Raw genomic sequence first — 12632 nt, forward strand, 5'->3', positions numbered from 1 at the left:
CTCAGTACGTGCGGCGCAGTTCCAGCGCGCCATCCGGTCGGGTCTGGCCAGCCACCGACCAGCCCAGTTGCAGTGCCGACAGCAGTTCCTGCGCATCGCCGGCGCGGAAGGTACCGCTCACGGCCAGGCTGGCGATCTCAGGATCGGCGATCACCAGCGGCGTGCGGCCGTAGCGGTTCATGCGCTCGACCACGATCGACAGGGGCGTGGCATCGAACACCAGCTGTCCCTGCAGCCAGCCTTCGGCAGCGGCGTTGGATGACAGCGCCGGGCCGGGCTGGAAGCGGCCCGAGGGCAGCACCTGCAGCTGCTGGCCGGGTGCCAGGGTGTGCCGGGTCCCCCCATTGCTGACTTCCACCGCACCTTCCAGCAGTGCGACTTCGACCAGGCCGTCGTTCAGGCGCTCCACCTGGAAGGTGGTGCCGATGTCGCGGATGGTGCTGTCGCCGGCGCGCAGCTGCAGCGCCTTGCTCGACGGTGCGACCTGCAGCTGCAGGCGGCCACGTTCCAGCACCAGGTTGCGATGGCGCCAACCGAATCGGGCGTGCAGCGTGGTGCCCGCATCCAGCGTGGCCACGCTGCCATCGGCCAGCGTCTGCTGCCGGGGCTGGTGGGAATCGTTGGCATAGCGCAGCGGCGTGGGGTTGCCGTCTACGGCGACCATCCAGCCGATCCCGATGGCCAGGCAGACGCCCGCGGCGGCGGCCAAGGCCGGCAGCCAGCGACGCTGCGCCGGCCGTGCCGCACGTGCCGCGGCGGTGCGCAGCCACGGGTCGGCGGCCAGTTCTTCGCCCCGCTGGAACAGGGTCTCGGCCTGGATCCAGGCGCTGACATGGGCCGGGTCCTCGGCCAGCCAGTCCTCGAACCTCTCTCGCTCGCCCGGCGTGCAGTCCGGCGCCTCCAGCCGCGCCACCCAGGCGCTGGCGCGTTCAAACAGCAGGGTGTCTTCCCTGGGTCTGGCGTGACTCATCCGTTGTCCCTGTCGTTGTGCAGCGGATCCGATCCGAGTTCCTGGCGCAGGCCCTGCAGGGCGCGGGCGATATGTTTTTCCACGGTCTTGGCGGTGATTCCACAGTGCCGCGCGATCTGCGTATAGCTCATGCCGGTGATCCGGTTGAGCAGGTACACCTCGCGCGCGCGCTCGGGCAGCTTGAACAGGGCCTGCCGCAGCAGGGACAGCATCTGACCGGACTCGGCCTGGCGCAATGGATCGGGCGACGTGCTGGAGGGCTCGTCGCCGCCATCGTGTTCGGCGAGGGACAGGTGTGGCCGCGACTGCGACGAGCGGCCGCGGTCTGCCAGGCGGTTGCGGGCGATACGATACAGCAGCAACCGCAGCTCGTCGGCACTGTGCGCGCGATAGCGGATCAGCCGCTCCATGCAGTCCTGCGCGATGTCCTCGGCATCCTCCGGCCCAACGCCGCGCGTGCGCAGGAAAGCGCACAACGGCGCGCGTTCCTCCCGCACGAACGCAATGAACGCGTCCGTCGGCACGGACAGGTCCGGCGCGCGATGGATCGGAGAGGGGGTGGACAGGGCTGGCCTCGGGCGTCGGTGGCGGGTGTGTCTTCGAGTTTTACGCGACGATGACCGGATGGGGAAGAGCGCGCATGGCCCCTGATTCCATTGTGAATGCATTCATGTTTCGGGGGCTGGTGCGCTGGGGGAGTTTTCGCCGCCCGGACGTTGAACTCCTGACCCGTGTGTTGCGGGTGGAGAGAGAACACATGAAGCATTCGAAGTTGAGCCTGGCCCTGGCCGGGCTGATGGGCGTCACCGCCATGGCGGCGGTTGATGACGTCATGGCAATGAATTATCACGTGCGGGACGATCGCGTCTTCCTCAGCGGCGGCGTCACCGTCGCCGACGTGGTGGCGCTGCCCGCACTGCTGGCCAAGGCGCAGGCTGAAGGCCGTCCGATCCGCGAAGTCGTGCTGCGCACATCCAATGGCGGCGCGCTGATCGCCGGCGAGTGGCTGCAGGCCGTGATCCGCACCCAGGGGCTGGACACCATCGTGTCCGGCCACTGCATCTCGTCCTGCTCGATCATGCAGTCCGGTGGCGTCAACCGTTACCTCGGCGGCGATCTGCCGCTGGCCGATTCGGTGCAGATCCATGCCGCCAGCAGCGGCGGCAGGATCACCTACGCGCCATCGCCGCGCATGACCCAGATCTACACCGGCAATTACGGTGGCGGCATGGATGCGGGCCTGCTGCACAAGGCCATGTATGAGGTGGTGCAGCCCAATGGCCTGCTGGTATTCCGCGACCCGGCGCGCACCACGGGTACGTCGGTCACCTTCGACCCGGATGGCAGCGGCAGCAAGCTGGAGACGTTCCCGGGCCAGGACATCCGCGGCAACAACATCATCAACACGGCAGGCTATCGCGATCCGGGCGACACCCTCCGTGTCACCAGCAACGTCAGCGGCGACATCAACCCGGGCTACCTGCGCACCGCGCGCCAGCTGCAGGCCTTCGTCGACGACGATTTCGCGCGCTGGAACACCGACTGGGCCAGCACCTACATCAACTACGCGGTGAGCCTGTACAACGTCTCCACGCGGGGGCCGAACGGCATCGGCACGCAGTCGCTGCAACAGATGCTCGCCGATCCCGACCTCCAGGATGAGCTGCGCGGCCAGTTGCGGCTGGCCGATCTGGATGCGTCCACCCTGGCAAGTTCGGCGGGCGTGATCCGTGTCAGCAACGGCGCCACCTGGCGCACCGCCGAGACCACCGGCGCCGATTTCATGCTGGTCGACAACGGCACCATCGCGCTGGAGGGCGGCGCGCTGCGTACCCCCGAGCTGCGGGTGATGCCGGGCAGCGTGGTGGTTGGCCATGGCGACATCGCATCGGTCGGCACCGACAGCGATGCGTTGCTGGATGGCACCGGCCCGTCCTACCGCGAAGACGGCTTCAACCGCCTGCGTGTGTTCGGCACGCTGATGCCGCGTGGCGGTGATCTGGTGACCCACGGCTACGTCAACATCATGCCCGGCGGGCAGGTGCTGTTCGACGTTACCGAAACGGGTGGTACCGGCAGTGGCCGCCTGCGCGTCGGCAGCTTCTACGATGGCGGCTCCGAGGAGGGCGCGCTGGTGATCGCGCAGGGCGCACACCTGGCGTTGAACGTCGCCCAGGGCTTCTATGCCGGCACCTACCGTCGCGACCTGGTGGAAGGACCGATCTACCAGGGGGGCTTCCAGGATGCCGTGCGACTGGGCGACACCGGCTACAGCGCCAGCATCGCTGCCGGTGAAGTGTTCCGCCCGCGCCACAATTCGCTGCTCAGCTTCAACGTCAACCAGACCGCCGACGGCCTGTGGCTCACCGCCAATCCAGGCTTCGACCAGCTGGGCCTGTTCACCAACGGCACCTCCGGCGACGGCCTGGGGCGCGCGCTGGCCGCTGCATCGGACCGCCAGGACAGCGGCCTGAAGTCGCTGCTGGGTGCGCTGCAGTTCGCTGACCGTGATGTGATCGCACAGCAGGCCGGCGCCCTGCGCGGTGACGCGCACGCCAGCCTGCGACTGGCCGACAATGCACTGATCGGCAGCATCGGCAACGTCGTGCAGCAGCACCAGGCAGCGATGCGCAGTGGTGGTGATGCAGACGGGTTGGCTTCGCAGGCTGCGCAGTCGGTCTCGTCGCAGCCGGGCATGCGCCACGGCAGCCTGTTCAACCAGTTGGCCATGCATCTGGTCGAGCCGGCCGGCGAGGGTCCTGGCGACAGCCGCACGGCGAGTGGCAGCCGTGGCCTGTGGGCGCGCGGTTTCGCCAGCCATGGCCGCATCGATGCCGACGGCGGCGTGGCCGGCCTGAGCCACAATGTCGGCGGCATCGTGATCGGTGCCGATACCCGCGTCGCCGATGACCGCGTGACCCTCGGCGTGAGCGTGGCCGCGGCCGACATGTCGACCAAGGCCAGCGATGGCTCCGGCTTCAGCGGTGACGTGCGCGCGCTGGACGTGGGGGGCTATCTGGACGCGACCTATTCGCGGGGCTACCTGTCGGCAGCCGTGCGCTACACCGACCTGCGGCATGACACCCGCCGCAGTGTCGGCGGCATTGATGGGCTGCAGCAGCCTCTGCGCGCGAAGTACAGCAACGATGCCATCTCGGCACGGGTGGAGCATGCGTTCTCCTTCACCACTGGAAAGGGTCTGGTGATCCAGCCGCTGTTGCCGGTGGTGGACTACGCACGGACCTCGGCCACCCGTTTCAATGAAGGGCAGGGCGCCGGTGCGCTGGTGGGCCGCAGCGGCAGCCTGGAGAGCGTTCGTGTGGGTGCCGGCCTGCAGCTGTTCAAGACCTTCGAAGGCAACAACGGCGAGCGCATCACCCCGCGCGCGCGCGTGGTCTGGCAGAAGGAACTGGGTGACACCCAGGCCCGCTACAGCACCGGCTTCGCCGCAGCTCCGGACCTGCTGTTCGGTGCCAGCAGCCAGGCCGTGGGCGAGCAGGTGCTGGCCTGGAACCTGGGCGTGACCAGCCGTGCCAGCGAACGCCTGTCGATCATGGCCGACTACGTGGGCGAGCGCCGCGATGGCCAGATCCACAACGGCGTGATGCTGGGCCTGGGCTACCGGTTCTAAGGGGTACCTGGCCCCGGCGATATCCGTATCGCCGGGGCCATCCCATCAGGGCAGGTGCTGCGGTATGGTCGGCAGGGAACTCCCGCCAGGCCCGTTCATGCAGATCGCCGTTTTCAGTGCCCGCCCCTACGATCGTCGTTTCCTCGACGAGGCCAACCAGCGCGATGCAGCCGGGCAGGGCTTTGCATTCGTGTACTTCGATGCCGCGCTGGACGTGCATACCGCTGCGTTGGCACAGGACTGCGCCGCGGTATGCGTGTTCGTCAATGACCGCCTCGACGCGCCGGTACTGCACGCGTTGCATGCGCTGGGCGTACGCGCCATCCTGCTGCGCTGCGCCGGCTTCAACAATGTGGACCTGGCCGCCGCGAAAGCGCTGGACCTGTTCGTCGCACGGGTGCCGGCCTATTCCCCCGAAGCCGTGGCCGAGCACGCGCTGGCGCTGGTGATGACGCTCAACCGGCAGACCCATCGCGCCTACAACCGCGTGCGCGAGGGCAACTTCATGCTCGATGGCCTGCTCGGGCGCACCCTGCATGGGCGCACGGTCGGCATCGTCGGCACCGGCAAGATCGGCCTGGCCACCGCGCGCATCTTCCACGGCATGGGCTGCACCGTGCTGGGGTACGACCCGTACCCATCGCCGGCCTTTGCCGCCGTGGGCGAAGGGGTTGGACTGGAGGAGCTGCTGGCGCGCGCCGATATCGTGTCGCTGCATTGCCCGCTGACGCCCGATACCCAGCACCTGATAAACGACGCATCGCTGGCGCGGATGAAGACCGGCGCGATGCTGGTCAACACCTCGCGCGGCGGGCTGGTGGATACCCATGCGGTGATCCGCGCGCTGAAGTCACGGCGGCTGGGTCATCTGGCCATCGACGTGTACGAGCAGGAAAGCGCGCTGTTCTTCCAGGACCTCTCCGGCGAGATCATCGACGACGAGGCCTTCCAGCGCCTGATGACCTTCCCCAACGTGCTGGTGACCGGCCACCAGGGCTTCTTCACCGTGGAGGCGCTGCAGGAGATCTCGGCGATTACGCTGGGGAACCTGCGGGATTTCGCCGAGGGGCGGGTGTGTGCGAACCGGGTGGGGGATGAGTAGGCGTCGCGGCGCACTTGTAGGCGGGTAGGGTCTTTACTTTGAATGAATATCATATGAAGCTGGGGTGAAGGAGGGGCTTGCGCCTCTCTGAATCATAGGGGCGCAAGGGACGGCGCAGTTGCAGGTTGGCCGGAACATGACGCCAAGACAGGTCGGCGGATGTGCGTAGTCCGTTTGCCGACGCATCTGGAAAGAGGGATGTTCCATGCGCAATTGGCCGTTGCGGGGGGGGTTGGGGACGGTATTGGTGGGTATGGTCTGGTCGGCTGTCGCAAGCAGCCCGTTGACCCCGCATACCGAATACAACAAGCGGATCCGGACAGGTGAGATGCTCTCGCCGCTGACATCGGAACTGTTCGGCGAGAAGATCAATCCAAGCTCTGGCGCGACCGAGTTCGTGGTTACCGACGTTGAACTCCCTGGCAACTCTGCCTTGCCGGTGCGGCTGCAGCGCCGCTTGTCGATAGGCTCATTCAAGGACCGCCAGCCACTGGGCGGATTCGGTAGCTGGGACATCGATGTCCCCTTCATCGATGGGACGTTCGAAGCCACAAGCAAATGGAACATCGGGGGCAACGGGGCGACGCAACGCTGTGGTCAGCCCTTCTACCCGAAGGTTCCGACCATCGCGAATCTGTACGAAGTTTGGACCGGCAACAAGGCACACATCCCCGGTGGCTCCGACCAGGAGCTCCTCTACATCGGCGCAGCCGGCACGGTCAATCCGCGGCCGACCGATGGCGCCATCTACAACTGGGGAACGCGGGGTAATCTCCGTTTCTCCTGCCTGCCAGCCACCGCCAACGGCTATCCAGGCGAGGGATTTCTTGGGGTGGATGGCGAGGGCAACCGGTACTTCTTCGACGTGGGAATCGAGCGTTGGGTCGGGCCAATGGACTTCGGTGGCTCGAGCTTCGGAATGGTGCGGGTGTTGCTGATGGCAAGCCGGGTCGAAGACCGCCACGGCAACTGGGTCGCGTACGACTATGCCGGAGACAAGCTGGTCGGGATCCGAAGCAACGATGGGCGTGCCATCGACATCGCCTACGCTGGTGACGAAATCACCAGTGCGACCGCCAATGGCCGCACCTGGCGCTATGAGTACAACGCGCGAGCCGGGGCGCTGGGATTCGCGCGCTGGCCAAGTCTGCGCGCGGTGGTCCAGCCGGACGGTTCGCGTTACACCTATGAGTACAGCGCACCTGACGAGTTTGGCGGACTGAACCCCGAGTATGGATCCTGGGATGGAAACCCGACGCGTTGCACCAAACCATCGTTCATTCCTTCGACGTTTACGTTGGTCGCGACCCATCCAGCGGGCGCGCGCGGCGAGTTCGAGTTTGAGTACGTTCGGCGCATCCGCACGGGTATCGGTGCAAACGCCTGCGCAAAACTGGGTACCCGTTACTACCAGCGCGCCTCGGCTTCGTTCGACCTCTATGCAATCAAGCGGAAGCTTTTGTCAGGGCCGGGGTTGAGCGCCCAGGCCTGGTCATTTGAAGGCGGCGGTTACGACTCGCGTGCCGATGCTGCGGTTTCCACCGTCGTTGAACCCGATGGCACCCGCCGCCATCGCGTGTTCGGAATCAAGATTGACGAGAACGAAGGTCAGCTGTTGGAAGAGGCTGTCCGTGCCCCTGACGGAACGATCGTCCAGGTCGTTAGCAACAGCTACGTTACCGAGGCGGATGCGCCCACGATGCCGTTCGCTGACAGCTATGGTCTGCTGTCTGCAGCGGATGACGCGTTCGCGGTCAGGGCGCGTCCCTTGAAGCAGTCGGTTCTCAGCCAAGATGGCGTCAGCTTCGTCAACACGACAGATCAGTTCGATGTGCATGTGCGGCCGGTGGTGCAGACCGAGAGCAACTCGTTGGGGCGCTCGCGTACGCTGAGAACCACCTACTTCGACGACACCGGCCGCTGGATACTCGGCCAGGTCGGGCGCAGTACACAGACCGTCGGTGGCGTCGAGATCGAGACCGAGCGCACTGACTTCGACGCGTTGGCGCGCCCGCAGCGTACCTACGCCTTCGGCATGCTGCAGCAGGCGCTGGGTTACCACGCGGATGGCACGCTTGCCTCCGTGACCGACGGCAATGGCAATGCCATTGCACTGGGCAGCTGGAAGCGTGGTCTGCCGCAGAGTGTTGCGTACCCGGACGGCAGCAGTGCCTCGCTGCAGGTCGACGACAATGGTTGGGTGCGCACGGCGGTGGAGCCCAATGGTGCCAGCCGGAGTTTCGATTACGACGGCATGGGCCGGATTGTGCTGGCAACCCAGGCCGCCAATGACAGCGTGGCCTGGAATCCTGCAACGACGCGGTTCTTCCAGGTGGCGGGCGCGGAGGTCGGGCTGGAAGCAGGGCATTGGAAACGCGAGTCCAGCACCGGCAACGCGCGCGCGGTGACGTACTACGACGGGTTGTGGCGCCCAGTACTGGAAGAGTCGTTCGACGCTGCGGACCGTGACGGTACATTGCGCCAGACGGTGACCCGTTATGACAGCAATGGTCGCCCGGTTTTCACCTCCTATCCGACGCGCACGGCGTCCGACTTCCGCTCGGCGCTGCCCGGTACCTATACCGGCTATGACGCGCTCGGGCGCCCCAATCGCAGCGAGCAGGACAGCGAACTGGGCCGGCTTGTCACGACCACCGAGCAGCTTGGCGGAGGCAGCGTAAAGGTGACCAATCCACGCGGCATTGCCACCACCACCGACTACCTGATGTACGGCAAGCCCAGCCAGGACACGCCCATCCGGATTCTCCACGCTGAGGGAGTGGTGACGGAGATTCAGCGCGACACGCTGGGCAAGCCGCTGTCGATCCTGCGACGCAACGGCGATGGCAGCATCAGTGTGCGGCGGCAGTACGTCTATGACGGCGCCCAGCGACTGTGCAAGAGCATGGAGCCCGAAACGGGTGCGACCGGCATGGGCTATGACGCTGCAGGCAATCTGCTCTGGTCTGCCTCGGGCCTGACGTTGCTGGGCCCTCAATGCGACAGCGAGGCTGCCTATGCGTCGCCTTCACGGGCTGACCGCACCTACGACAGCATGAATCGTTTGCTGACGCTGCGCTTCTCGGATGGCCAGGGTGATCAGGACTGGAACTACTGGCCTGGCGGGAAAGTGAAGCGTGTGCAGACCCGCAACAACGGCGCCGTCACCACCAACGACTACACCTACAACCTACGCGGGCTGCCTACGTCCGAGAGCGTGGCCTACGACGGCGGCGAGCCCTGGGCACTGGGCTATGGCTACGATGCGAACGGCGCCTTGGCAACCCATGTGCAGCCGTCCGGCCTGACGATCGACTACGGCCCGAATGCGCTGGGGCAGCCGACGCGCGCCGGAACCTTCGCCACCAACGTGCGCTATTACGCGAACGGCGGCATGAGCGGCTTCACCTATGGTAACGGCGTCGTGCATCAGATGACGCAGAACGCGCGCGGCCTTCCCGATCGCAGCACCGACAGTGGTGCCGGTGGCAAGGTCATCGATGATGGCTACGATTACGATGCCAATGGCAATGTGGCGGCCATCAGTGACGGCCTGCCGGCAGCCCCTGGAAACCGCGACATGCGTTATGACGGTCTGGATCGTCTGACCGCGGTGACGGCAGCCAGCTTCGGAAACGCAAGCTATGCGTACAACGTTCTGGACAACATCGTGGCCGCCAACGTCGGCGCGCGGCGGCAGTCCTTTGAATACGACTTCAACAATCGGTTGACGAACGTGCGGGATGTCGACAGTGGTGCGACCGTGACCGGGCTGGGGTATGACGCGCAGGGCAATCTGAAGATCCGCAACGGCGTGGCGTTCCGGTTCGACTATGGCAATCGCCTGCGCGAGGTCGATGGCAAGGAGGCTTATCAGTACGATGCACATGGCCGTCGTACCTTGGCCAGCGCAACCAATGGCAACATTCGCTCCCTGTATGGGCAGGATGGCGTGCTGCGCTATCAGCACGACCAGCGCCAGGCGAAGGGCTTTGACTATATCCAGCTCAACGGCAGCCTCGTTGCCAAGCGTGCTGTGGATATCGCGCCTGCAGCATTGGTCGTAACGGTTCCGGGTTACAGCGCGGACGGCGCGTTTGCGGTGCAGTGGGCAGCCGTTGCCGGTGCGCAGCGTTACGAGGTGCAGGAGTCGAATGGCGGAGACTGGCAGGCTGTCTATCAAGGGCCCGCGCTGAACGTTTCGCTGGCCGGGCGAAGCTCCGGCGTCTATCGATATCGTGGCCGTGCCTGCAATGGCACTGTCTGCGGCGATTGGGGTGTGGAAGCCTCCATCCAGGTGGAGCTTGCGCCCACAGCTGCACCCGTGATTACGGCACCACCGAATGGCACCAACGGGACGTATTCGCTGAGCTGGTCAGTGGTGCCGGGGGCTTCCCGCTACGTGCTTGAAGAAGCTGTAGGCGCCGCCTGGAGTGTGGTGTCCGATGGCCCCAGCCGCTCTTATCAGGTGGCCGGCAAGCCTGCTGGAACCTATCGCTATAGGGTAAACGGATGCAATCCGCAGGGCTGCGGTGCCTATTCGGTCGAAGTGGCGATTACCGCGCTGTATGCCCCATCCGTGCCGACAGTGTCCGTGCCCGCCGCGAGCTACAACGGCAGCTACACGCTCTCTCTTTCGAGTGTGGCTCAAGCCAGTAGCTACCGCATTGAAGAGCAGCTCAACGGTGGCACGTGGACAGAGATCAACAGGATCAGCGGCACTCAGCTGGCCATCAGCGGACGAAGCGCTGGTAGTCATGCCTATCGTGCGTTCGCATGTAATGACGCCGGGTGCAGTGCGGCCAGTTCAACTGCGAACATCGTCGTGACGCTGCCCCCTGTCCAGGCAACGGGGATCAACCTTGGCGGCACGAGTTACAGTTCCACCGTGAGCATGTGGTGGGGTGCGATTCCCGCAGCGACAAGCTATCAGCTGATGGAACAGTTCAATGGTGGTGGCTTCGGCCTTGCTCAGGAGGATGGCGCTACCTCGGTGGCGCGTGGCGGCCGTTGGCCTGGTCAGTGGGATTATCAGGTGCGTGGTTGCAATGTTGCTGGATGCGGCCCATGGTCGGCGGTAGCGGGTGTGCGCGTGATTGGTCCTCCGGCCGCTCCCGAGATCCGGGTGCCTGGAACAGCGGGCATGGGAGTGGGTTACTCCGTCGCGTTGCTGGAAGTGGCAGAGGCGTCTCGTTACGAGATCGACGAGAGCACCGACAATGCCAACTGGAGCACCATCGCGGGTGAACGCAGCGTCACCCTGAGCAAAGGCGGTGGTGGGACGTTCTTCTACCGTGGTCGTGCCTGCAATCCTGCCGGGTGCGGGCCGAGTTCCGTGTCGGGTCAGATCGTCATCTCCAGTGCGCCTCCGGTTCCGACCGGCGTGAGGATTGTCAAGAATCAACCTCAGCTGTGCTCCATCGTCTGGAATATTTCCACTGGTGCAACCTACTACCAGGTGCGTTCGTCCCGCGGTGGTGCGACCTATACGACCACGGGGGCAGGCTACGAGCTGGACACTCGATGCGATGCAGCCTACGTCGTTCGTGCCTGTAATGCGCAGGCGTGCTCGGCCTGGTCGAACTGAGGTGGACGCGATGAACGCAGGAATGAAGACGCTGCTGAGTCGAACCGTAGCCGGGGCCGCGCTGATTCTGGGTGGACTTTTCAATCAGGCCGCTGCGGAGACGATTACCTATATCCATACCGATGCGTTAGGGTCACCGGTCGCTGAGACTGACGCGGCTGGCAGCGTTATCCGGCGTGCCACCTACGAGCCCTATGGCGCCGTGCTTGGTGGGTCCGTCGCTGATGGGCCTGGCTATGCAGGGCACGTAAGTGATGCTTCGACGGGCTTGATTTACATGCAGCAGCGGTATATGGATCCAATCCTTGGTGTGTTCCTTAGTGTGGATCCGGTGTCGCCCCAAAGCGATTCGGTGGGAGCATTCGGACGCTACAGGTATGCCAATTCGAACCCATATCGCTACTTTGATCCCGATGGCCGGCGAGCATGTGGCAAAGACACTGACTGCCAGTTGGAGCAGGGGGCATACGGTGGTTCTTCTGCAGGTCGAGGAACGATGGGCACGGGGGCAGTGGGAAGCAGGCAATCAACTTCGGCGTCACCAAGTTACGGTCGCTCTCCGCAATCGACTGATCCTGCTTGGACGAGAGATCCTGGGCTGAAGCGGCAGATGGAGCGAGCTTGGCAGGACTCCAACCCCGATGCGCCAACTGTATTGTGGGGGCAACCTGGATCGCTGAAGCGGGAACAAGGAGGATGGATCGTGGCTCCGAACCTGGTTGGCGCCCCTCAATTGATTCGTGCTCAACCTGGTACTCGTGCTCAAATGGGGCAGGATGTGCTTTTCAAGCCTTCAGAGTTTCAGTGTGGTTGCCGAGTTATAGGATTCTTCCATACTCACCCGAATACTCGGGAAGAGGGTTATCGCCCTGCAGCTAACGGGTATGACTATCAGTTCCTTGAAGAAATGGGAGTGCCTGGGATGATTAGAAGTCATGAGGGTTATGAGTTCGTACCTATCATGGAGGGACACAGATGAAACGCTTAGTCATCTTGAAAGTGGGGCTGCTGTTTTCATTGCTGATGGCGGGCGGCTGTGCAGCGAAGGAGCCCCGAGGTGAGAAGGGGTTGGAGGGGCTAGAAAGATGCCTGACGACAATCGAGACTTACGTCCAAGAGACGAGGGGATGGAAACGGGAGATGTATCGCATTGCGGAGGAGTCTTCCGGCACCGCAGATATTGGCTTCTCAGTCCAGCACGTCCATGACAGGGTTCTGCTGCCAGAAGGTGGACTGAAGTCATTTCATGTTGATCTCGACCAGCGATGTTCCAAGGTCATCCGTGAAAGCCACTATCAGTAGCTGGTAGCGGCTTGTTGGCCCATGAAGAGGGTAGATGCGC

The 12632-nt window shown here is 64.4% G+C and carries 7 protein-coding genes; 5 read left to right on the forward strand and 2 right to left on the reverse strand.

The genetic code is table 11. From position 1 onward, the window contains the following. Position 1: 1 nt before the first annotated feature. The gene (locus ACMGRF_RS03950; RefSeq protein ID WP_049413765.1) at positions 2-970 is read right to left on the reverse strand and encodes a FecR family protein; all 969 of its coding nucleotides are present in this window, start codon (positions 968-970) and stop codon (positions 2-4) included. Beyond that, positions 967-1494, reverse strand: coding sequence for an RNA polymerase sigma factor (locus tag ACMGRF_RS03955; protein WP_080352916.1), 528 nt, complete (start codon positions 1492-1494; stop codon positions 967-969). The genes ACMGRF_RS03950 and ACMGRF_RS03955 overlap by 4 nt, the downstream gene beginning before the upstream one ends. Before the next feature lie 233 nt (positions 1495-1727). Between ACMGRF_RS03955 and ACMGRF_RS03960 the strand changes: the two genes are divergently transcribed. From ACMGRF_RS03960 to ACMGRF_RS03980, 5 genes are all read left to right on the forward strand, one after another. Next, complete coding sequence (locus ACMGRF_RS03960; RefSeq protein ID WP_414485651.1) at positions 1728-4601, forward strand: autotransporter domain-containing protein; 2874 nt, start codon at positions 1728-1730, stop codon at positions 4599-4601. Between the two features lie 97 nt (positions 4602-4698). Further along, positions 4699-5703: a 2-hydroxyacid dehydrogenase gene (locus ACMGRF_RS03965; RefSeq protein ID WP_414485652.1), complete on the forward strand. Its 1005-nt coding sequence runs from the start codon at positions 4699-4701 to the stop codon at positions 5701-5703. A 205-nt stretch (positions 5704-5908) separates the two neighbouring features. Continuing rightward, positions 5909-11290: a hypothetical protein gene (locus ACMGRF_RS03970; protein WP_414485653.1), complete on the forward strand. Its 5382-nt coding sequence runs from the start codon at positions 5909-5911 to the stop codon at positions 11288-11290. 22 nt (positions 11291-11312) lie between these two features. Continuing rightward, positions 11313-12269, forward strand: a complete 957-nt coding sequence (locus ACMGRF_RS03975) for an RHS repeat domain-containing protein (RefSeq protein WP_239668846.1) — start codon at positions 11313-11315, stop codon at positions 12267-12269. Continuing rightward, positions 12266-12592 carry a hypothetical protein gene (locus ACMGRF_RS03980; protein ID WP_049439179.1) on the forward strand — a complete coding sequence of 109 codons (327 nt, stop codon included), beginning with the start codon at positions 12266-12268 and terminating at the stop codon, positions 12590-12592. The genes ACMGRF_RS03975 and ACMGRF_RS03980 overlap by 4 nt, the downstream gene beginning before the upstream one ends. Positions 12593-12632 lie beyond the last annotated feature (40 nt).

Source organism: Stenotrophomonas sp. EMP41 (assembly GCF_047495535.1).
In the GTDB taxonomy this organism is placed as follows: Bacteria; Pseudomonadota; Gammaproteobacteria; order Xanthomonadales; family Xanthomonadaceae; genus Stenotrophomonas; species Stenotrophomonas sepilia.

What these genes read in the sequence shown, in the direction of transcription:
- ACMGRF_RS03950 (WP_049413765.1), bottom strand. Translation starts at nt 970, where the DNA reads ATGAGTCACGCCAGACCCAGGGAAGACACCCTGCTGTTTGAACGCGCC.
- ACMGRF_RS03960 (WP_414485651.1), top strand. Translation starts at nt 1,728, where the DNA reads ATGAAGCATTCGAAGTTGAGCCTGGCCCTGGCCGGGCTGATGGGCGTC.
- ACMGRF_RS03965 (WP_414485652.1), top strand. Translation starts at nt 4,699, where the DNA reads ATGCAGATCGCCGTTTTCAGTGCCCGCCCCTACGATCGTCGTTTCCTC.
- ACMGRF_RS03970 (WP_414485653.1), top strand. Translation starts at nt 5,909, where the DNA reads ATGCGCAATTGGCCGTTGCGGGGGGGGTTGGGGACGGTATTGGTGGGT.
- ACMGRF_RS03975 (WP_239668846.1), top strand. Translation starts at nt 11,313, where the DNA reads ATGAAGACGCTGCTGAGTCGAACCGTAGCCGGGGCCGCGCTGATTCTG.
- ACMGRF_RS03980 (WP_049439179.1), top strand. Translation starts at nt 12,266, where the DNA reads ATGAAACGCTTAGTCATCTTGAAAGTGGGGCTGCTGTTTTCATTGCTG.